The organism is Rhizobium sp. FY34 (assembly GCF_005222845.1).
Taxonomy (GTDB): Bacteria; Pseudomonadota; Alphaproteobacteria; order Rhizobiales; family Rhizobiaceae; genus Neorhizobium.
Window position 1 is genome coordinate 1 of record NZ_STFZ01000036.1, and the last position, 20,430, is coordinate 20,430.

At 57.5% G+C, this 20,430-nt stretch carries 18 protein-coding genes and 3 pseudogenes; 9 read left to right on the forward strand and 12 right to left on the reverse strand.

Going from position 1 to position 20,430, the window contains the following annotated elements; all coding sequences use genetic code 11:
• Positions 1-392: 392 nt before the first annotated feature.
• Positions 393-1,499 carry a Fic family protein gene (locus tag E8M77_RS21165; RefSeq protein ID WP_137132618.1) on the reverse strand — a complete coding sequence of 369 codons (1,107 nt, stop codon included), beginning with the start codon at positions 1,497-1,499 and terminating at the stop codon, positions 393-395.
• 343 nt (positions 1,500-1,842) lie between these two features.
• On the reverse strand, positions 1,843-2,985 hold the full coding sequence (locus tag E8M77_RS21170; protein WP_246659375.1) for an RHE_PE00001 family protein: 1,143 nt from the start codon (positions 2,983-2,985) through the stop codon (positions 1,843-1,845).
• Positions 2,986-3,167: 182 nt separating this feature from the next.
• Here E8M77_RS21170 and E8M77_RS21175 point away from each other — a divergent pair, with 182 nt between their 5' ends.
• From E8M77_RS21175 to E8M77_RS21195, 5 genes are all read left to right on the forward strand, one after another.
• Complete coding sequence (locus E8M77_RS21175; protein WP_137132620.1) at positions 3,168-3,407, forward strand: type II toxin-antitoxin system prevent-host-death family antitoxin; 240 nt, start codon at positions 3,168-3,170, stop codon at positions 3,405-3,407.
• Positions 3,407-3,823, forward strand: a complete 417-nt coding sequence (locus E8M77_RS21180; RefSeq protein ID WP_137132621.1) for a type II toxin-antitoxin system VapC family toxin — start codon at positions 3,407-3,409, stop codon at positions 3,821-3,823. Before E8M77_RS21175 ends, E8M77_RS21180 begins: the two co-directional genes overlap by 1 nt.
• The gene (locus E8M77_RS21185) at positions 3,813-4,964 is read left to right on the forward strand and encodes a site-specific integrase (RefSeq protein WP_137132622.1); all 1,152 of its coding nucleotides are present in this window, start codon (positions 3,813-3,815) and stop codon (positions 4,962-4,964) included. The genes E8M77_RS21180 and E8M77_RS21185 overlap by 11 nt, the downstream gene beginning before the upstream one ends.
• A gap of 20 nt (positions 4,965-4,984) precedes the next feature.
• Positions 4,985-5,791, forward strand: a complete 807-nt coding sequence (locus E8M77_RS21190; protein ID WP_137132623.1) for a DUF4261 domain-containing protein — start codon at positions 4,985-4,987, stop codon at positions 5,789-5,791.
• Between the two features lie 153 nt (positions 5,792-5,944).
• Positions 5,945-6,247: a hypothetical protein gene (locus tag E8M77_RS21195; RefSeq protein WP_137132624.1), complete on the forward strand. Its 303-nt coding sequence runs from the start codon at positions 5,945-5,947 to the stop codon at positions 6,245-6,247.
• A gap of 197 nt (positions 6,248-6,444) precedes the next feature.
• Here the strand turns inward: E8M77_RS21195 and E8M77_RS21200 are convergent, their stop codons facing one another.
• Both E8M77_RS21200 and E8M77_RS21205 read right to left on the reverse strand, forming a co-directional pair.
• Positions 6,445-6,864, reverse strand: a complete 420-nt coding sequence (locus E8M77_RS21200) for an NUDIX domain-containing protein (protein ID WP_137132625.1) — start codon at positions 6,862-6,864, stop codon at positions 6,445-6,447.
• Positions 6,861-7,541 (reverse strand): recombinase family protein, encoded by a 681-nt coding sequence (locus E8M77_RS21205; protein ID WP_137132626.1) that lies wholly within the window; start codon positions 7,539-7,541, stop codon positions 6,861-6,863. Before E8M77_RS21205 ends, E8M77_RS21200 begins: the two co-directional genes overlap by 4 nt.
• 129 nt (positions 7,542-7,670) lie before the next feature.
• Here E8M77_RS21205 and E8M77_RS21210 point away from each other — a divergent pair.
• A pseudogene (locus E8M77_RS21210) lies at positions 7,671-10,642 on the forward strand (Tn3 family transposase).
• A 41-nt stretch (positions 10,643-10,683) separates the two neighbouring features.
• Here E8M77_RS21210 and E8M77_RS21215 read toward each other — a convergent pair.
• The 3 genes and pseudogenes from E8M77_RS21215 to E8M77_RS21225 all read right to left on the reverse strand — a co-directional run.
• Positions 10,684-10,902, reverse strand: a pseudogene (locus tag E8M77_RS21215) (transposase); the annotation flags it as partial.
• 47 nt (positions 10,903-10,949) lie between these two features.
• Positions 10,950-11,231, reverse strand: a complete 282-nt coding sequence (locus E8M77_RS21220; RefSeq protein ID WP_137132627.1) for a hypothetical protein — start codon at positions 11,229-11,231, stop codon at positions 10,950-10,952.
• Positions 11,222-11,665, reverse strand: a complete 444-nt coding sequence (locus tag E8M77_RS21225) for an Rrf2 family transcriptional regulator (RefSeq protein WP_137132628.1) — start codon at positions 11,663-11,665, stop codon at positions 11,222-11,224. The genes E8M77_RS21220 and E8M77_RS21225 overlap by 10 nt, the downstream gene beginning before the upstream one ends.
• Before the next feature lie 153 nt (positions 11,666-11,818).
• Between E8M77_RS21225 and E8M77_RS21230 the strand changes: the two genes are divergently transcribed.
• A complete protein-coding gene (locus E8M77_RS21230) occupies positions 11,819-12,733 on the forward strand; it encodes an NAD(P)/FAD-dependent oxidoreductase (RefSeq protein ID WP_137132629.1) in 915 nt (304 codons plus the stop codon).
• A 193-nt stretch (positions 12,734-12,926) separates the two neighbouring features.
• Here E8M77_RS21230 and E8M77_RS21235 read toward each other — a convergent pair whose 3' ends face one another.
• Positions 12,927-13,628, reverse strand: a complete 702-nt coding sequence (locus tag E8M77_RS21235) for an IS6 family transposase (protein WP_137132630.1) — start codon at positions 13,626-13,628, stop codon at positions 12,927-12,929.
• Positions 13,629-13,680: 52 nt separating this feature from the next.
• Between E8M77_RS21235 and E8M77_RS23970 the strand changes: the two are divergent.
• Positions 13,681-13,788, forward strand: a pseudogene (locus E8M77_RS23970) (IS110 family transposase); the annotation flags it as partial.
• Between the two features lie 497 nt (positions 13,789-14,285).
• Here E8M77_RS23970 and E8M77_RS21240 read toward each other — a convergent pair.
• Genes E8M77_RS21240 through E8M77_RS21250 form a run of 3 tightly spaced genes read right to left on the reverse strand, consistent with a single transcriptional unit; the run spans position 14,286 to position 18,731 of the window.
• Positions 14,286-15,461, reverse strand: coding sequence for an FAD-dependent monooxygenase (locus E8M77_RS21240; protein ID WP_137132631.1), 1,176 nt, complete (start codon positions 15,459-15,461; stop codon positions 14,286-14,288).
• Positions 15,458-16,675, reverse strand: coding sequence for an MFS transporter (locus E8M77_RS21245; protein ID WP_137132632.1), 1,218 nt, complete (start codon positions 16,673-16,675; stop codon positions 15,458-15,460). Before E8M77_RS21245 ends, E8M77_RS21240 begins: the two co-directional genes overlap by 4 nt.
• A 7-nt stretch (positions 16,676-16,682) precedes the next feature.
• Complete coding sequence (locus E8M77_RS21250; RefSeq protein WP_246659353.1) at positions 16,683-18,731, reverse strand: TonB-dependent receptor; 2,049 nt, start codon at positions 18,729-18,731, stop codon at positions 16,683-16,685.
• Positions 18,732-18,859: 128 nt separating this feature from the next.
• On the opposite strand from E8M77_RS21250, the gene E8M77_RS21255 reads away from it, so the two are divergent.
• Positions 18,860-19,852, forward strand: coding sequence for an AraC family transcriptional regulator (locus E8M77_RS21255; RefSeq protein WP_137132633.1), 993 nt, complete (start codon positions 18,860-18,862; stop codon positions 19,850-19,852).
• Positions 19,853-20,036: 184 nt separating this feature from the next.
• Here the strand turns inward: E8M77_RS21255 and E8M77_RS24305 are convergent.
• Positions 20,037-20,430, reverse strand: a 394-nt coding sequence (locus tag E8M77_RS24305) for a transposase (protein ID WP_246659354.1), incomplete at its 5' end; no start/stop codon positions are given.

Consider the following 20,430-nt stretch of genomic DNA (forward strand, 5'->3'; position numbering starts at 1 on the left):
AGAAGAACGATACTACGCCATGCTGGACGCAACGGCCATGGCCGCATAACTTAAACCAAACGGTCTCCGGAAAACTCGGGGCGGTTCATAGACGCGGTTCAGCAGTGCAGTCGATGAGAATACAAGCGGTACCTGCCGATCAAGCCACACACCCTGGCGAATGCAGTAAAAAACTTATCACTTGTTGAAATCGCAAAAACGAAAGCACGACATCTCTTGACGTCGAGTTCCCGATCCAGGGAATTTATTGCCCCTGCGATTGAGAAAATTGAGAGGCCCGCAGGCTGAACGACCGAAATGAAGGCGCAAAGCGGTCATAGCCTCCCTCTTTAGCCGCGCCGGACGGTAGACCGAACCAATCATTTTGGCGAAGTTCATTCGATTGCGGCAGACTACTTCTGCAATGCCAGTGAATAGCGGGTATGCCGACGTTCGCCCGTCCGCGTAAATGCACCGATCTCAACGAGCTGCTGAAGGTCGCGTGTTGCTGTAGCGCGAGAAGTGCTTGTGATCGAGATGTAGTTTTCCGCACTTAGGCCACCCTTGAAGCCCGCGGTACCTTCCTTGAAGATGCGCGCAACCACCTTTCCCTGCCGCTCGTTCAGTCGATCTCGAAACCGGTCGTAGAATTTCGCCTTCTGAATGAAAAAATCTATGCGCTGAAGCGTTGCCCGTTGAGCATCCAAGATCGTTTCTGAAAAGAAGACGATCCAGCCGGTGATATCAAGCGTGCGTTGGTGTCGCTCAAGTTCCGAGTAGTAGGCTCTCCGCCTCTTCTCGATCGTAAAGGCGAGTGAAATCAAACTTGGTTGCCCAATGTTTTGTGCGAGTGATTTCTCGGCGAGAGCGCGACCTATTCGGCCGTTCCCATCCTCAAATGGATGAATGCTTTCAAAATAGAGATGGCCTATCGCTGCACGTGTCAAAGCTTGAAGCGGCTTTTGGCCATCTTGTCCGGATTGATTGAACCATGTGATGAAGTTCTCCATCTCAGCTTGAACCTGGCGAGATGGAGGAGCCTCGAAATGGATTGTGGGTTTATCCAATCGACCTGATACGATCTGCATGGCGTCTTCATGCTCGCGGTAAGCGCCGATCGTCTCAATGTATCGATTTCCGGCCATCAGCATTGAATGCCAACGGAACAGTCCCTCGTGACCCAACGGCCTATGCCAGGTTCGATAGACATCCGCCATCATCTCGGCGATCCCGCGCTCTTGGGGGCGTACCTGTCTATCATCGGCGTCGAGCCCGAACTGCCGGCGAAGTGATGACTGGACACTTAGCCGGTCAAGAAACTCCCCCTCGATCTCTGATGTCTTGACCGCTTCGTCGCTGAGTAACTCAATACGAAGTTGGTAGCTGTCATCATCGTTGAAATGCCGAACTGCACCAATGACCTCGCCGGCGGACTGGAGGAATTTCCGCTCTAACGACATCAGGCTTGCGGCATCATACCGGAAATTTGGCCAATCAGCGTTTTGCCAGTTCCATTCCATGAGTTTTAGCCAGCCCCTCTATAACTCATAAATACGGCCATCTATGAGCTATTGCAAGCCTGTCTATCGCTCATCGCCACAATCAAAGCTCATCACTGAAACATCAGCGATCAAAGGCTACCCGCCAAGGTGAACACATCTTGCAGAAGCCCACGCGTCTTCCACCTGCCCTCGGTCTAGGGCGAGCCCCATGGCCGGCAACATGATGATTGGAAGTCAATGCCCCGTTGATTGGAAGTGGCTTAGCCATAATCCGAGACTGAGTGAAGGGTGGGCCATCCCCACTGGCGAGCCATGGTTCTTCTGACGTCCTTGGGGGTGACCGCGGCGATGATCGGATCACCTACATAATCCCCCAGGCTCGAAACCTTCCCCTCCCCGTCATCTCCCGAAGTCCGAGCTCCTGCACGATGCGCCGCGCCCCTTGCGGCGTGACCTCGAGCGTCTTTGCCACCATGCCAGCCGAGATCAGCGGCCTAGCCATGACAAGCTCGACGAGCTCCGGCAGTCTGGATGACGTCCGGCGTCCCTCAAGCTTTCGCATCATCATCTGGCGCGCCAGCACCAGCCGGTCATGCTCCTTCAATCCCGCCTCCGCAGCGATGGTCAGCGCAGCTGATATCGCCAGTAACCGTGTCTCCCGATCACGATGCCGGCGCCGATCCACGGGGATGGCCTTGAGCCCAAGATTGATCGCGGCGAGATGGCCGACGGTGGTAACGCCGCCTTCGCGCAGGACAGAGGCGGCGAGCAGCCGGCCGAGCCAGGGTGCGTGCTGGAGGACGGCGATTTCATTCCAGGCATCGAGGGCGACGATTGCCCGCAAGACCGGCGGAAGATCCTGGGTCCGGCCAAGGACGGCTTGCCACTCCTCCAGCCGTTCGTCCTCATCCCAGTCGAGATCGTAGACGAAGGGATCCTTATCCGGAGCGTTTCTGGCACGGCCCGGCTTCTTCGCTTCTTCGATCGCGACCCCGGATCGGGCGAGCACCGCATCGATCGCGGCAAACGCATCACCCAGACCATCTTCAGCCTCATCCTCCAGCTCCCCTACCCCAGCCCGGGCATCGCCCACCCCAACCTCGCCGCCCGGCAACCCCTCGCCGTCTCCACCCAATGATGCTCCGGCCCACGGCCGGCCGCTGAGGGAGGCGAGGCCCGGGCTTGACAGCGCCCAGGCGGGTGCATGGGCAGCAATGCGGCGTCGGGTTTTCAGAATGTCGCGGGCGATGGTGAGTTCGTGGGTGGGTGCGCGGATATCTCGAAGCGCGTCATGCAGGACGAGGTCTTCGAGATGGACGAGTTCGCCATCAACCCAGAGCGAGGCATGGGCATCGAGGAAATGGGAACGCTCCAGAAAGCCCTCGCCGACGGGAGAGCGGGCAATGCGCTCGTCGAGACGGGCAAGCGCGACCGCTGCCTCGGACATCGGCCGCAGCAGGCTCTGGATGGGCAATCTGGCGAGATCGTAAGACATTGAAATTATGGTAAATGATTCGTTAAGCGAAAGCTACATCCACATTACGGTTCTGTACATTGTATGAATGATCCCAAGGTCTCTAACCTCCGATAAGTAACCCTTATCGGTGGTGATCAGATCTACCAGTTGACCAACCATTGCGGCCGCTTTATCCTCAACGAAAATCATCAACTGCTGGGAAGCTCGCCATGAATACCACTGTCAAGATTTCCGAAGCAAAGGCCCATCTGTCCGAACTACTCGTTCGGGTGGAGGCCGGCGAAGACGTGATCATATCGCGCGGTAGCGACCCGATTGCACGGTTGTCGCGGATCCGCAAGGAAACCGATCTCCAGCTCCTCGTCAACGAGGTGAGGGCTGCCCGTGGCCGGGCAACGCCCTCATCTCATGAAGAGATCATGTCCTGGCGCGACGAAGGCCGTCGATAATGTCCTTTGTTATCGATGCATCCCTGGCTGCTGCCTGGCTGTTGCCGGAAGAATACAGCGAAGCGGCCGAGGCGGTGATTGGATCGATTTCAGATCCCTGCCCCGTGCCGTCGCTGTTCTGGTTTGAGGTCCGCAATATTCTTGCCATGTCCGAGCGGCGGGGTCGGACTGCCCCTGGCAGCGCGCTTCTGGGAATGGAGCGAGTTCGTCGGTTGCCAATCGACGATGCGGGCATCGGCAGTGACGGTTCAGTTCTGCTTCTGGCTTCCAATCACACGCTCAGTGCCTATGACGCCGCTTATCTCGCTTTGGCAATTAATAGAAGCGTTCCCCTGGCGACACTCGACCGCAAACTGGCTGCCGCAACGCGTAGGGAAAGTGTCGTCGTTCTCGGCCCCTTCGCCCATGGCGATTGACCGACCAGCCGACGACGCTGTCCATCGCCGCGGCGAGCAACTCGACACCATCGCGTCAGTGCTGCCGATCGACCGGCGCGACAAGCTCGCCGAAATCCTGACGGACCAAGACGTCGGGACGCTCCGCCACCTCGTCAATCAAGGCATGGGCGAAAACACGCTGCGCGCGCTCACGTCTGATCTTGCCTATCTGCAGGCCTGGTCTCTGGCTGCAATCGGAGGCTCTCTTCCCTGGCCAGCACCAGAAGCCCTGCTCCTGAAATTCGTTGCCCACCATCTCTGGGATCCAGAAAAGCGCCTGAGCGATCCGCAGCATGGTATGCCAGCGGCGGTGGAGAGCAAGCTTCGCATTCAAGGTTTTTTAAAATCATTGGGCCCGCATGCCCCTGACACGGTGCGGCGGCGTCTGGCGAGCTGGTCAACGCTCACGAAATGGCGAGGATTACAAGGCACGTTCTCCTCCCCTGCCCTCAAGTCTGCCATCCGGCTTTCGGTGCGCGCCACGCCGCGTCCGCGCAAGCGCAAAAGCGCCAAGGCAGTCACGGTCGATGTTCTCTCACATCTGCTGGGCACCTGTCGCATGGACAGTCTCAAGGATCTGAGGGACCGGGCCATTCTGATGGTCGCCTTTGCTTCCGGCGGCCGTCGCAGAAGCGAGATTGCAGGTTTGCGGACAGAGCAGCTGAACACAGAGGCCTCCATTCCCGTTGATGGCGATGCTCCCCTCCCCTCGCTGTCCATTCATTTGGGGCGAACCAAAACCAGCGGCGGTGACAGTGGCGAAGTGGTCTATCTTACCGGTCGGCCCGTCGATGCCCTCAATGCCTGGCTTGAGGCCGCCCGGATTGAGCGTGGCAGCGTATTTCGGGCGATTGACCGCTGGGGCAATGTTTCGAAACGGGGGCTCGATCCAAAAGCCATCAACGATATCGTCAAGCAGCGCGCCCTCTTGGCCGGGTTGGATCCGAGGGAGTTTTCTGCCCATGGTCTACGTTCCGGTTATCTCACTGAAGCGGCCAATCGTGGCATTCCACTGCCCGAGGCCATGGAGCAGTCCCGGCATCGATCCGTTCAGCAGGCCTCGGAGTACTACAATAGCGCCACACGCCGCAGCGGCAGGGCGGCAAGGCTCATGGATTGAGAAATTGATCGGCGTCGACCATGGGTGACAGACTTAAACGAAGTTGCCTCCGGCAAACCCGGTGCGGTTCAGAAAAGAAAATTATGGCATCACATCAACGCGCTCAAACGGAACAGACGCTGCCTTCAGAGGCAATGATGGCTCTGGTGTTTTTGGGAGATTCAGGCTTTGCAGGTCGTGGGCGCTTGGAAGATGTCTTGCGCAATGCTTTTCCCGCTGCAGCCTCCGAGATAGAGGGTGGCAAAGGCCAGGATCCTTTGTTTATTTTTGTTTATGAAGGTGTGCTCTGCACTGTTATGTGCATGGATGCTCCTGCTCCTATGCAGGCTGCGGATCCACAATTCGTCAATGCCTGGTTCTGGCCAACGGCGTGGGATGAGTTGAGCAAGCATCGGGCGCATATTGTGGTCTCGACTGCGGGCGGGAACAGCCCAAAACACCGGGCCTTGATTCTTCAGCGCCTGCTTTCCGCCACTTTATCCGTCTCGCCTTCGGCCATTGGGGTGAACTACGCGTCGTCGGGAGCATTGCTGCCAACAAAACTGGCCTTTCCGATGCTGCAACAGGCCGATCAAATAGCGCTGATGCTGTTTTTGTCTTGCTTTTTTGCACGGGAAGCCGAGGGAAGCTTTCCTCGCCCCGGTATCTTTGCCTCGACCAAAGGCCTGTCGGATTTTGGCGTGATGGAAATCGAAGCGCATGGATTTACTGGGCAACTCAGGGAGCTTCAGCCTCTCATCCTGTCATTCGCCTCAAGCCTGCTGGAGCAACAAAGCCATTTCAAGGATGGCGATACGCTCAATGTGGGGGATGGCGAAAATATATAGATCCAAATCCTGAAATCGATGCTTTACGATGCTAACGTCTATTGTTTGTATTTCCAGTAATTGGCTGCATTCTGGATCAATTAACAGAAGAACATACGACGGCGATGCTGAAATTTGATTTTGCTCAAAATCAAAAAAAGGGAGGGAATCTTAATGGGATTTTTCTCATCGTTTATGGGGATATTCAAGGGGCTACAATCAAGAATTCCAATAAAAATTACATCTTCAAATTTTATTATTAAAAAAACAATATTAAAAAATCAAGATAGAGAAATTGTAATATCTTTGGCGAAAAATAAAAATGGAGATTATTACTCAGTTATAACTTTATTTCAAAATGATTGGTCTAATGATTATCGTTTAAATAAAGAAGAGATGAAGTTATTTGTAGAAAATATGCAGTCTGTTATCGATTATATCGATTCTCTCGATAGAGATGAAGGTGGAGTTATGTAAAATGGATTTATCCTTTTCGATGAGCGGAAGACTCGCTGACAAAAATTTCAATTCAGGGGTTTGAGTAGCAACAGAACAGAAAACCTACATAAGCTTCGCTGAATCGTTGCTCTCATCCGTGGGTCAAGGTGGCCCCTGAACATTAAAGGGGCACAGATATACGGTAGGCGGATCGCTGGGCGAATGCTGAACGCAGCTCAGCCCAAGAATGGGATACGAGGAACAAAGAATTCAAAGGCTTCGTGGAAAATAGGATGCCAGTCTTGATCAAGTGGTTGCCCTATCGGATGCCAGAAAAACGTAAACGAGTGGCCATGATCGTCTTCCGTAACGTGAATCCAAGCGTCTAGCGCAGGTGCGCTGTAGTGGCTGAAGAAGTGCCATGGAACACGGTCATTCCCGATCTCTTGTACTCCCAAAAAAATCATCGGCGACTGAACAACCAACCCGCTTTCTTCCCTCAGCTCTCTTTCGGCTGCTTGCCGCGGTGTCTCTCCATTTTCAATCGTCCCCTTCACAAACTGTTTTCCAGCCGAAGGATGAATAAACGCGAGAACCTCCAACACTTCTTTCGACACTCTGAGGACAACAGGGCAAACTTTCTCTCTTTTGCTCATTCTATAACAACGCTCTGGGGTTCGGATTCTTTTGTTTCCTTGGAATGAATTCCCCGTTTACGACGTGCTAGCAGTTTTTCACCGTCGGCCCTCAACTCGCCTTTTGGCCCAACGAATCGATAAAGAGTCTGCCGGGTGATACCGAGCTCGCTGCAGAGGTCGGCTACTTTGGTCTCTGGCTTTCCCATGGAGGCCTGAGCCAGACGTAGCTTTGCGGGCGTCATCTTGAACGGCGCTCCGCCATTCCGGCCACGTGCGCGAGCGGCGGCGAGGCCTGCTTTGGTCCGCTCGACGATCAATGCTCGCTCGAACTCGGCGAGAGCGGCGAATATGCCAAACACCAGTCGGCCATTCGCTGTCGAGGTGTCGATTGACGCGCCTTCGCCAGCCAGCACCTTGAGGCCGATCTGTCGTTGGGTCAAATCATCGACCAGATTGACGAGGTGACGGAGATCACGGCCGAGCCGATCAAGCTTCCACACGACAAGGGTGTCACCACGGCGCAGCGCCTTCAGGCAAGCCGCGAGACCCGGACGGTCCTCTTTCTTGCCCGATGCGGCATCCTCGTAAATGTTGCCGGCCTCGACACCAGCCTGTCCCAGCGAGTCACGCTGGAGGTCATGCACTTGGCTACCGTCGGCTTTCGACACCCGCGCATATCCAATTAAAGCTGTCATTTATACGTCCGTCTGCGTGACAATTTTGATTTGGCCGCGCCAAAGCCTGTAGATTGTCACATAACCCGTCTTGCAAAGTAAGCTCCGCGAACGGTTTTCTCCATTGTTTTTATGACATATGGAGCGCCGATGCCTCGCCGCATGATTTTGACGGATGCCGAACAGCAGAACTTTCTCGCCCTGCCCACCGACGACGACACCCTGATCCGCCATTGGAGCCTCAACGATGAAGACCATCGTCTTCTTGAAACGCGCCGGCGAGACGATACTCGCCTTGGCCTGGCGCTTCAGCTTTGTGCGCTCCGTTATCCTGGCCGTCTCATCCAGCGCGGGGAGGTCATCCCGGAAAGCTCAATCACCTTTCTGGCCGATCAGCTCCAGATCGAGCCGGAAGCTCTTGCTACCTTTGCACAGAGAGCACCCACCCGCTACGAGCAACTGGCCGTCCTTCGCCAGCATTACGGCTTCAGCGAACTGAGCCACCCGGCGCGCGCCGACCTTCTGGCCTTTGCGCGGGGTGTGGCAATCGCCTCGACCAAGGACAAATTCGTCGTCGCCGCTCTGGCCGATGAGATGCGCCGGCGGCGTATCGTCATTCCCGGCATCACCGTGATCGAACGGATGGCCGGGCAGGCATGCACTGAGGCTGAGGAAGCGCTGTTCGCCGATGTTACCGGAAGACTGACGCCGGACATCATTGTCAGGATGGAGGCGCTGCTCGGTATCGGACCACGCGTCCGCCAGAGCGGCGTTTCGTGGTTACGTGAACCGCCCGGAAAAGCTGGCGACGCAGCCATGCGAGGATTGATCGATCGGCTTGAGGCCGTGCGACATGTCGGCCTTTCCAGTGATGTGCTTCAGGCTGTCCCGACGCATCCTGTCAGCCGCATGGCCCAGGAAGGTCGCCGCCTGACCGCTCAGAACTTCGAGCAAATGCGGCCAGGACGCCGATATGCTACCTTGGCAGCCTTCCTTCTGGAGACGGAAATAGCCCTCACGGATTCAGCGATCGCTATGTTTGAAATCCTGATCGGCAAGGCGTTTCGGCGGGCCGAGGCCGAGCGGGACAAACAACTTCTGGAAACCGCCACCTCGGCAACTTCCGCGCTGGATTTCTTCGCGAGCTTTGGTGAGTCCATTGCCGCCAGGCGGGACACGGGCCTACCCTCGACGAGGCGGTCAATGCAGTCGGTGGCTGGGAGCAATTGATGCAGGCAACCGCGGCTGCAAAGGCAGCTTCCCGCACCCGCAAGGACGATGATCTAATCGCCTATCTACCGGCGCAATACATGCGTATCCGACGCTTTGCGGCCCCATTCTTGGCAGCCTTCACATTCGAGGGCAATCGTCAGAACCGTGATTTCATTAGCGTGGTGGTGCAGATGGCGGCTCGTGTAAAGAGCCGCCGTCGATCTGTAGAGGCCCCCTGGACGAAAGGCGCACTCGATCTGGTCGACAAGCGCTGGAGCAAGGAGATCAGGACACCAGATGGCTCGGTCGATAGCAAGATGCTGGAACTCTTCGTCATCGTCGAGCTGAAGAACCGGATCGCTGCCAACGAGATCTGGATCAAAGGCTCCCGCACATATCGTGCCCTCGATGAGGGCATGATTTCCCACCAGACTTACGCCATCATCAAAGCCGAGGCCCGCATTCCGGTTGCCATTCCGGTCGATGTCGAGATTTACCTCGCCCAGAAAGTCGAGACACTCGATCAAAAACTCCGTGAGGCAGCAAGCCGGCTGGAGACCGGTCGAGGCGACACACGGATCGGCGCAAAGGGCTTGCGGGTGCCAGCGGCCAAAACCATCGAGAGCGAAGCCGCACTCGCCTTCGCAAAGAGAGTGGCGAGCAGCATGCCGCCGATCAGGTTGACGGATCTTGTCGCTGACGTGGATCGAATGACCGGTTTCAGCTCGCTGTTCGAGCACCTTCAGACAGGGCGGACGCCAAGCGACATGCGTGTGTTCTATGCCGCGCTGATCGCCGAGGCCACCAATCTCGGCTTCTCGAAGATGGCGCTGGCTTGCCCCGGCATCACACGCCGCCAGCTGCAGCAGATGGCAATCTGGCACTTCAGGGAGGAAACCTTCACGTTGGCCCTCGCCAGGCTGGTCGAGGCTCAGCACGCTGCGCCATTTGCTCCCATCTTCGGTTCGCACACAATATCATCCTCTGATGGGCAACATATCCATCTCGGCGATGGCGGCGAAATCGCCGGCAGCGTCAACGGTCGTTACGGAAACAACCCGATTATCAAGCTCTACACGGCGATCTCAGGCCGATATGCTCCCTTCCATACCAAAATCATCGCCGCCACGGCGAGTGAGGCAGTCCATGTTCTCGACGCCCTTCTCGAAACGGATGCTGGCCTCGACATCGTTCGCCATCATGTCGATGGCGGTGGCGTCAGCGATCTTGTCTTCGCCCTTTGCCATGCGCTCGGCTTCGCATTCGTGCCACGCATTCCTGATCTCGACGGGCGATGCCTCTATGGCTTCGGACCTGGCAAGCAATATGGAATTCTCCAGAATGTCATGGGCGATCGCATCGATGCCGACCTGATCCGAGCGCATTGGGACGATATTCTGCGCCTGATGACTTCGCTGCGCACGCGCACCGTCAGCGCCTCGCTCATGCTCAAAAGGCTGTCGGCGACAACCAGGCAAAGTGGCTTTTCTCAGGCACTACGCCAGATGGGCCGGATCGAGCGAACTCTGTTTACCCTGGACTGGATCAATGACGAGGATCTGAGAAAGACGACAACGGCAGAGCTGAACAAAGGGGAAAGCCGCAACAGCCTCGTGCGTGCGGTCAATCTCCATCGCCTCGGTCGCTTCCGAGATCGCAGCCAGGAAAATCTGTCGATCCGGGCATCCGCTCTCAACCTAGTCGTCACCGCCATCATCCACTGGAACACGATCTACATCGGCCGCGTGGTCGAGGCTTTGCGTGCCGCCGGGCACCACGTGCCCGATCATCTGCTATCGAGCATGTCACCGCTCACCTGGGAGCACGTAAATCTCACCGGCGATTACATATGGGAGGACAAGCCTGCGCTCGACGATTCGGGCTTCCGACCACTGCCGTTCGCGATCTGATCCGCTTACCGTATATCTGTGCCCCTTTAATGTTCAGGGACCTTCTTGCCTGCTTCCAGAAATTCCTTCGACCAACTGTAATAAAGGCTCTCGGCAATGCCTTCGCGACGGCAAAGAGCCGCAATGCTCTCCTCGCCACGCAGGCCTTCCAGCACAATGCGGATTTTATCCTCGGCCGAGTGATGCTTGCGCGTCGCACGGCGGATGTCCTTGATGACGTGTTCGGCAGCAGGTTTCTGCGGCCCGGCTTTCTGTCTCATCTTCGCTTCCTTTGATCGAGCTACGATGAACCAGAAATCCTCTCCTCTCAATTAAACACGATCTGTCTCAAGGGCGCTGATGTCGGACAGATACCTCTCCTGCAAAGCGCCGGCTTCAGCGAGATCGCCTTCCTTCCGATTGACACCGTGACCCGCGCCCAACTGATCCGCGCCACCTGGGCAGAACGCTTTTCGCTGCTGTCGTTCGCGCAGGGACGATTCATGATGGTGGCGAGGAAAAGATGAACCTGCCAGCCTAAGGGCTCCATGAAGCCTTTCGGCCCCGCATAGGTGCCGAACCCTACACCGTTTTCAATTTTCAGTCGCAACGTGGTCCGTCCACAAGGCTGCCGGGAGGAAAGTCTTTGGCAATCTCGGCCAGCGTCACGCCGGCAAACCGGGTGAGAAGCAATTGCTCGGCTTCCGCGAAGACATCCTTCAAAGTGGCATTCACCGCCCGTTCAATCAGGCAACCCGGCATGTCATAGGCGGGGCCGACGGCAAAGACGGAGGGTTCGCCGACGGCGCGATAGATGTCGAGGAGCGTCAGCTCCTCCAGCGGTTTTGAGAGGGTCCAACCCCCACCATGACCTTTTTCCGAGCGGACATAGCCCTGCTCGCGCAGGCCCGCCATCGTGCGGCGGATAACAACCGGGTTGGCGTTCAGCATGCACGCGATCATGTCCGACGTCATGGCGCCGTCATGATGGCCCATATGGATCATCACATGCAGCATCCTGGATAGCCGGCTATCGTGTCGCATCGCAATATTTCCTGTCCAACATCCCAGACGACCAAACGTACTCGCAAAACGTTCGATACCACGCCCAACGGTGTCATGTCACAAGAAAGGTTGCATGACTATTGACTCCCCAATCACGTAACTTATGTTGTATCGAGAACCAAGGAGCATGTCATGGGCGATCCCATTCACGACGTCATCATCATCGGCGGCAGCTATGCCGGCCTTTCCGCCGCCCTTCAGCTCGGCCGCGCCCGGCGCAATGTGCTGGTCATTGACGAGGGCAGGCGTCGCAATCGCTTTGCAAGCCACTCACATGGTTTCCTGACGCAGGACGGCGCAGAACCCGCGAAGATCGCCGCTGATGCGCGGGTACAGGTGATGGAATACAAGACCGTGAACTGGCTTTCTGCGCGGGCGGACAGTGCTGCAAGGGTCGAGGCGATCGACGCATCGGACGCGGGCTTCGAGGTCCTGGCCAATGGTCAGCGGTATCGCGCGCGCCGGCTGCTGCTGGCAACCGGAGTGAGGGATATCCTGCCTGAGATCCAAGGCCTTGCGGAACGCTGGGGCAAGGCTGTGTTCCATTGCCCCTATTGCCACGGCTATGAGCTGAACGAGGGCAGGATCGGCGTCATCGCGGGATCAGAATTGCCAATGCATCACGCGCTGATGCTGCCCGACTGGGGGCCGACGACATTGCTGGTCAACGGCGCCTTCGAACCGAATGCAGAACAGCTCCAAAACCTGGCCGAACGTGGTGTGTCGGTCGAACGCAATCTCATCGAAGCGATCACCGGCCATGCCGACATCCGGCTTGCCGATGGACACACCTTGTCCTTTGCCGGGCTATTTGCACTAGCGCCCTTCGAGATGACCAGCCCGATCCCTAAGGAACTCGGTCTCGATTTCGAGCAGGGGCCAATTGGATCGGTGATCAAGACGGACCCGATGAAGGAAACCAGCATGCCGGGCGTCTTCGCCTGCGGCGATGCCGCAAGGCCGATGGCATCCGTTGCACTCGCCGTCGGCGACGGAAACCTTGCCGGCGCAGGGCTGCACCGCTCCCTGCTGTTCGGCAAGATTTAAAGCGGCAGAGCTGAGGTAAGACTTTTTGTTCTCGTGGTCCCAAACGGTAATAAGCGGATCAAAGGTCTGTCGCCTTGAACCAATTCGAACCTAGAACCCTCTCCTCGCGAGGGGCAGTAGTCATATGTCTTTTCAGGGCATCGTAAACTTAATGGACGAAGGGCCAGCGAAAGACGCTATCCGCAGATATCTCTCATACTCGGGCAATTTTCGCCCACAGGCTCGTCGCCTCCGCGCGCAGTTCGCGATGATGGCCGGGATTTATGTCGTGGCGCGGGATGTGGAACAGGTTGGCGATCGGGTCATGGATAGAGACAAATCGTTGTAGATGGCGCCGAGATTTGAAGCGCTTCATGATCCGCTCTCGCCGCCGGATTGGTTGGTGCGAATTCTCCGCCCGATTGTTCAACCCTTTGTGGGAACGATGCTCAACACCGGGCATGATCTCCCGCTTTGCAGCGCAGTAGGATAGCAGCTTGTCTGTGATCATCACCCGCGGTGACCGTCTCTGGCCCTTCAGAAGCTTGCGCATCAGGCGCTTGGCGGCCTTTGCATTTCGGCGGCTTTGCAAGAAAACCTCCAATACGAAACCGTCCTGATCAACTGCGCGCCACAGCCAATGCTTCTTGCCGCGAATTGAAACAACGGGTTCATCGAGATGCCACTTGTCCCCAAGCCGACCGGATGATTGCCGACGGATCTCGTTGGCAAAGGTGCGGCCAAACTTCTCCGCCCACAGCCGGACCGTCTGATGAGAGACAATGATCCCACGGGCAGCCAGCAAGCCCTCAACCATCCGCAGGCTGAGAGGAAAACGGAAATAGAGCCACACGGCGTGAGCAATGATTTCATCGGGAAAGCGATGGCGGCGATAGAGAGGATCACGGTATGTCATGGCCCGTCATTCGCACATCGAATTCCACATTCCGTTAAGTTGACGATGCCACTTAAAGACGCCGATGATCGTTGCGCTCGCGCGTAAGCTGCTCGTGGCCCTCTGGAAGTATGTGAGCTCCGGCGTCGTCATCGAAGGTGCAATCATAAAAACCGCCTGAAACACAAGCAGCTGCGAAACACAGTTTCTAATCCGTCAGGGCCTGATCAGCCCTGACGGATCCAGGTGAACGGACCGGGAATCCTTTTGGCTTTCAACGCCGACCTTGAGTTTGGTCCCGTTCTCCTGAGCCGTGCCCGTGGAAAGCGGGATAATGGTGCAGCCGCGTGAGAGCGGCGACCTGATGTGAGGTTGTATAGGCCCGAGAACCGGGCCGGTAATTGCTATGGGCTCAGACCTTGGATCCGCCTACGAAAGAGAAATTCGATGCCACTCGAATGAACAATTGACAAAAATCCTGATGTAAAAGCATTTGAACCATTGACAGGTAGTTCTAACGACAAATCACTGAGAATACCGGCTCTTCACGCTCAGCGTATTGACTGCAGCTCGGGTATGAATAGGTCGCGTGGGGTGACGACCGGCTTCGGCCTGTCGTGTCAATCCAACAGCAGAAGATTGCCGCTGACTTTCAGAAGCGACAACGCTGGAACTTGTTCAGTTCGATCGCATTCGCGCCAGCTCGATTTCCGACCGTATCGCGCTGCTGAAATACCGTCCAAGCAAAGCGCGCGGCATATGGCGCAGCACGAAATTGCGCAGGCGAAACGCAAGGACGCCTTGCGGAATAAAAACCGCAGCCATCTTATGGCTTCTCGCCTGAAGTCGGCCGATGATCGGCCTCAGACGCGCCTCGTGACGTGCAAGGGCCCCGGTCAGGTCGCCGCACTCTTTGAGGGCTTGCGCTAATATTTCCGCAGAGGCGAGTGCCATACCTGCCCCCTGCCCCGAAACAAGTGTCAGACAATGCGCGGCATCGCCAAGAAGAAGCACCCGGCCCTTCGACCATTGCGGCAGGTCAACCATGGTCAGGCTGTCCACAAAGATGGGATCGTCTGCACTCCCGGCCTGCTCAAGCAGTGCGCGAACCTGCGGATGGCTGGTCGCACTGACGCTGTTGAGCAAAGCCATTTTGTCCGGCACCCGTTCCAATCCGCTGCGCTCGTCGCGCCAGACATGCATGGCGGCAAGACGACCGCCATGCAGCGCATAATATTCGGCGAGATGTCCCGGTTCCGCATAGGATACGAAATCGGTCTCGAAATCCTTTGGAGCGCCAACGTCATAGACCGAGAAATAATAACCAAGCGGCTGAAGACAGTCGCCATCCGGCCCGAACAGGGCCTGCCGCGTGTGCGAACGGAAACCATCGGCACCGATCAAAAGATCTGCCGTCACCGTCTCACCGCTGGTCAGGGTCACGTCAACATGCGTGCCCTTGTCCTTAAAACCGGCCACCGTTTCACCGAAACGGATTTCAGCCGTGGCGGGCAAGCTTTTGGCCAGCGCTCGCACGAGATCGTTTCGGCGTATGGCGAGATAAGGAAGGTCCCGAATGAAATCGCGATACCGCAAGCGCAACAGTTCACGCCCCTTGCTGTCCTTATAAATGTTCTCATCGATCCGGTATGACGCAGCCTCCAGCGTCTCGATCAGGCCCATGCGGCTGACAGTCTCAAAACCTAGGCCGGAGAGGCCGAGCATATAGCCATTCTGACGCAGCTCAGCCGCACGCTCGACCACGAGCGAGCGCCAACCGGCCTTGTCCAGCCACCATGCGGCAGCAAGACCGGCGACACCGGCACCGACAATCACGGCAAGCGGTCTGGTCATTGTAAAACTTCCTTTCTCAAGAGACGCTCGAAGTGGATAAGCAGCGGCGGCACGATTGCTGCCAGTGAGGCCGCCAGAGCAAAGACCGGGGCATAGCCGGCTCTTGCCGCCAACATCGCACCGCTCATGCCGCAGATCGCGGCGGCAATTGCACTGGCGCATTGGAAAAGCGTGAAATCGACACCCGGCTGCTTAGGAGAGGCAAGTGACATCAACCGCGCATAACTGGTGACGAACCCGGCCGCCATGACGGCGCTCTCGATGACAAACAGGCTGACGAAAAGATAGAGATGGTCGGAGGCAAGCAAAACGGCGCTAGCCAGCGCCACAAGTGAAAGCACATGAAGGCCGGCAACAGACAGCATAGCCCGGACCGCCCCGAACCGGTGGGCAAGCGCACCACCGGCTGCAGTGCCGGCAAGCCCCGCCGCCACGCCGCCGCCGCCGTTCAGCAGACCGAGCGTTGCAAGCGGCAAACCGGCATCGACCAGAAACGGCCCGGCCAGCGCCTGCGCCAGCCGCCCGCCCAGTTCGAATGTGATCGCCATGAGGATGCCGATCCGGATCTCGGGCCGCCGCACGGCATTCAGCAATCCGGCAGTGGAGAGTGGTGCGGTCGGCACGGTGACTTCACGAACCGTTGCCATCGGCACTGAAAACAGAAGAACGAGCGCGGCCAGAACGAAGGATGCCACCAACCAGCCGAAGGCCGCATAGACGGCAACGAACAGACCGCTGCCGAAGATCATGCCGAGATAGCCGCCGCCAACCTGCGCCACATTGGCCAGTCCTCGTCGGTTTTCGGGAAACTGTTCGATCAGGAAGGCATCACAGGCGATGTCCACCGTGGCCGATGCCAGTGCCATGAGGACCAGAAGCGCAAGAACAATCGAAAAATCCGCCCCCCCGACAAGGCCAAAGGCCATGAGAGCCAGGACGACGACGGCCTCTCCGGCAAGGATCAGAACCCGCGAACGGCGCCGTCCGCCTGTACCGATGCGCCATCGTTCAACCGGTCCGGCCCAGAGAAACTTCAGGGCCCAAATCAGCATGGCAAGCGAAACGAGACCGATCCGTTCGAGCGCCACATTTTCAGCGCGCAGCACGGCGGGAACGCCGAGGAACGTCAATCCGCCAACGAGACTCTGAGCGGTATAGATGCCGCCGGCCGCGAGCAGAAGGCGCGGCAGGGGTACAGTCGAAGATGCGCGCATGGCCTGGTCAGAATTCCTTGCGCAATGTCAGGCCGAAGGTACGCCCCTTGCCCAGCGTGCCAAGCTCAGAGGCACCATTCACATAACCTGAAGTCTTGTAGGATGTGTCAGCGATGTTCTGGACGTAGAGCTTTGCCGAAAACCCGTCGGCCTTCGCAAAATCGAGGCTGACGTCGAAGGTCGCGTAACCCGATTGTCCGGTGGCATTGGCCTCGTCGAACCAGGTTTTCGAATAGACATTGGCCGCACCGTTGGCCGTCAACGTGCCGTCGAACAGAGTGTCGCTCAGCACATAGGCAATGTTCAGGTGGGCGGTGATATCAGGCGCATAGGGAATGCGGTTACCGTCATAAGACGTGCCGGTATAGGGATCGGTGAAATCGGTAAACTTGGAGCGCCCGAAGGCGGCATTGCCGGTCAGCGTCAGCTTTTCGGTGGCGCGCCATGCCGCCTCCAGTTCGATGCCGGTGCTGGTAGCCTCCCCAGCATTGCGGATGAACTGCTGCCCGACCATGCCGACATAGATCTGCTTGTCGGAGGAGCGGATGTGATAGACGCTCGCCGATAGATCCAGATCGCCGTTGAGAAGCGTGGACTTGAAGCCAGCCTCAAAGTTCCAGTTCGATTCTGGATCATAGGGTGCCGCGTCGATGGACGAGGAAATGCTGTGGTTGAAACCGCCGGGCTTGTAGCCGCGCGAGACCACGCCGAACAGACGCACATCGGGCGTCAGCTGATAGCCGACAGCGAATTTTGGCTGGAGGCTGGTGAAATCTGAAGCGCGCTCGAAATCGAATCCCATGCCCGTGCCGTAGCTATCGGCACGGAAAGCGTCGATGCTCGAGCGATCGTAGGTCGCGCGCAGACCCCCTGTCAGGTCGAGCTGCTCGGTGGCATGCCAAGTGACCTCGCCAAAGGCGGCAACGCTATCTGTTACGATATTGTTGGTCGATGCTCCGTAATAGGGTGCAATTGCGCTCTTCCAGCCCATGAAATCGTTGTGGCTGTACCATAAGCCGGCGACACCGCTGAACAGATCGCCTTCATAGCTCAGGCGCAGTTCCTGCGAGATCGTCTCATCATCCTGCGGCCACTCATAACGGCTGCCCGCACCGGCGGAGAAGTCCCGCTCCACATCGCTTTTCTGATAGCCTGTGATGCCGGACAAGGTGAAATCGCCAAAATGGTAATTCCACTGACCGGAAAGCGTGGTCACATCGCGACGAAGATCGGGAATGTCTCCGTAGACACCGCTCCGGTAGATCCGGTCGTCCACATCGGGCTGGAACGAATAGAGCTCCTCGTGAGACAGCAGCTTCTCCTTCGAATAGCTCACGGCTGCGTCAAAATCGCCACCGGTCGGCGCATAACGGAGCGTGGCCCTGCCATAACCATTATTGGAGGTGTTGATGTCATCCTTGCCGGTTGTTGCATCATCGATATCGCCGGAGAAGTGACGGAAACTGGCTGCATAATCGAAGTAAAGCGCGTCCGGCACCACCACCGCCGTTCCGCCGATCTCAACGGAGGGTTCGTCCAGCGAGACATTCGTTTCGACATAGAAGCGGTTTTCGTCTCTACGCTTTGTGATGATGTTGATCACGCCGCCATAGGCATTTGCCCCATAAAGCGTTCCCTGCGGGCCACGCAAGAGCTCGACGCGCTCCACATCGGTCAGCATTTGCGCAAAGGTCGAGGGCAGTTGCGGCACACCGTCAACATAGACCTGAACGGTCGGATTGAAATAATCCGGCGAGGAAATGCCCCGCACCGTCACGTTGGAATAGACGCGGTTGCCGCGATTGCCCATGCTGACGCCGGGAAACACCTTCTGGAGATCGTCCACCGTGCGCACGCCGCGCTGCGCAAGTTCCTCGCCGGTGACGACCGTGACAGAGGCATCGACCTTGCCGATCTCCTGCTCGCGCTTGGTGGCGGTAATGGTAATTTTCTCCAGAACCGTCTCGCCTTCGGCGTCCTGCGCGCGAGAATCCGCCCCGGAAAGCGCCAGAAGGCACACCGATGCCGTCAAGGCCATTTTTCTACCGCGCAACATATTGAATCCCCAATGCCTGCGAAATAAACTTGAGTTCCGTATTCCAGTTAATAAATGCAAAGGCTAACGTTTTCCGGACGCGAATTGACGGAATCCGGACTAAAAATGGCCACGCAAGGGACCAACGCATGAGCGGCATTGAGACTTCGGTGAAGGAAACGGCAGATGCCGTTGCGATGCAGGACTCGACCAGTTGGAAGACATGCGTCGATGCGGAAATCAACCAGCTTGGCTGGCGCGACGCGACGCGGATCGAGCAGCCCGGCGACGACGTGACCATCTACACGATCGACGTGACACCGCCTGAAGATCTGGTTTTCCGGCCAGAAGGCCCCGCGACCTTTTCCCTTTCCGTCTTTCTCGACGGCGCGGGAACCTTGTCAGTCGATGGGGCCAAGCCGCTCAGCGTGAAGCCTGGAACTGCCGTTTTCTTCGCCTGCGACCGGGTTACGCGTGGCGAAAACCATGTCGATGCCGGCCACCGCCTGAGCATCGTGGATATCCGCCTGGAAAAACCGCTACTCAAAACACTGGGCGGCATTTCGCTCGCGCGCCTTGGCGGTGCCGTGATGACAGAGCACAGCCTGCCGGATCAGGATATTTTCCTGGTCGGCTTCAAGGCGCCTGCCGAACTGCTGACCGTCGCCGCCGATGTTCTGCAATGCCGCTTCGGCGCAGGTCTGGCGCGCCGCGCCTATCTCTATGGCAAGGCTATCCAGGCCGTCAGTATCGGCCTTGATGCCGTGACCCGCCAGTCCGATGGTTCGCCGCTCAAACCCCTGACGGGAGAGGAACTGAAGCGGCTTCGTGCGGCCATGACGCTGATCGAACAGCATTATAGCGCCGACTGGACCATCGCTCGGCTGGCCCGCGAGGTCGGCCTCAATGAGCGCCGCCTCAAGGAAGGATTTCGCCTGGCGATCGGCAAGTCCGTCCATGCCCATCTTCGTGCGACACGGCTCGATGTCGCCGCAACACTTCTTTCCGCAGGCTCCAGCGTCACCGAAGCGGCCTACGCCGTTGGCTTCGACAATCTAAGCCATTTCAGCAAGGCCTTCCGCGAGACAAAGGGTGTACTGCCCAGCCGCTACCGGAGCAGTAGTGCTAATTCTCGGTCTTGAACAGAGTCGGTTGCTCTAAACCGTCGTGCAGCGGGGAGCAGGCGTTGTTGTACTTCCAAGTTGCACAACAATGCGCATCTGGATGCTGTTGCTGTTCGGGGCTCTGAGCGGTCATAGCGTGTGAGCATCAGACGGCACCGTAAACTTAACGCGGGGCGGGTACGATTTTGGATCCTGCCTTCGGTCAGGCGGCGTGCAGGCGTGCGATCTGGCGCGATGTTTCCATGGCTGTTGCTCGCAGCTCACGATGCTGGGTGGATGAGATGTCGTGACGGGGAATGTGAAAGAGGTTGGCAATCGGGGCGTGGATGGAAACAAAGCGTTGAAGCTGCCTTGCTGACTTGAAGCGTGTCATGATCCTCTCACGCCTTCGGATCGGCTGATGGGAGTTTTCCGCCCGATTGTTCAAGCCTTTGTGCGAGCGATGTTCGACACGGGGCATGATGTCGCGTTTTGCGGCGCCATAGGACCGGAGCTTGTCGATGATCATCACACGGGGCGAACGACCTTGCCCTTTCAGAAGCTTTAGCATCAAACGCTTTGCAGCTTTGGCATTCCGGCGGCTCTGGACCAGAACG

Coding starts and splice junctions, on each gene's coding strand:
- E8M77_RS21165 (WP_137132618.1), bottom strand. CDS start 1,499: ATGGAATGGAACTGGCAAAACGCTGATTGGCCAAATTTCCGGTATGAT.
- E8M77_RS21175 (WP_137132620.1), top strand. CDS start 3,168: ATGAATACCACTGTCAAGATTTCCGAAGCAAAGGCCCATCTGTCCGAA.
- E8M77_RS21180 (WP_137132621.1), top strand. CDS start 3,407: ATGTCCTTTGTTATCGATGCATCCCTGGCTGCTGCCTGGCTGTTGCCG.
- E8M77_RS21185 (WP_137132622.1), top strand. CDS start 3,813: ATGGCGATTGACCGACCAGCCGACGACGCTGTCCATCGCCGCGGCGAG.
- E8M77_RS21190 (WP_137132623.1), top strand. CDS start 4,985: ATGGGTGACAGACTTAAACGAAGTTGCCTCCGGCAAACCCGGTGCGGT.
- E8M77_RS21195 (WP_137132624.1), top strand. CDS start 5,945: ATGGGATTTTTCTCATCGTTTATGGGGATATTCAAGGGGCTACAATCA.
- E8M77_RS21200 (WP_137132625.1), bottom strand. CDS start 6,864: ATGAGCAAAAGAGAGAAAGTTTGCCCTGTTGTCCTCAGAGTGTCGAAA.
- E8M77_RS21205 (WP_137132626.1), bottom strand. CDS start 7,541: ATGACAGCTTTAATTGGATATGCGCGGGTGTCGAAAGCCGACGGTAGC.
- E8M77_RS21225 (WP_137132628.1), bottom strand. CDS start 11,665: ATGCGACACGATAGCCGGCTATCCAGGATGCTGCATGTGATGATCCAT.
- E8M77_RS21230 (WP_137132629.1), top strand. CDS start 11,819: ATGGGCGATCCCATTCACGACGTCATCATCATCGGCGGCAGCTATGCC.
- E8M77_RS21235 (WP_137132630.1), bottom strand. CDS start 13,628: ATGACATACCGTGATCCTCTCTATCGCCGCCATCGCTTTCCCGATGAA.
- E8M77_RS21240 (WP_137132631.1), bottom strand. CDS start 15,461: ATGACCAGACCGCTTGCCGTGATTGTCGGTGCCGGTGTCGCCGGTCTT.
- E8M77_RS21245 (WP_137132632.1), bottom strand. CDS start 16,675: ATGCGCGCATCTTCGACTGTACCCCTGCCGCGCCTTCTGCTCGCGGCC.
- E8M77_RS21250 (WP_246659353.1), bottom strand. CDS start 18,731: ATGTTGCGCGGTAGAAAAATGGCCTTGACGGCATCGGTGTGCCTTCTG.
- E8M77_RS21255 (WP_137132633.1), top strand. CDS start 18,860: ATGAGCGGCATTGAGACTTCGGTGAAGGAAACGGCAGATGCCGTTGCG.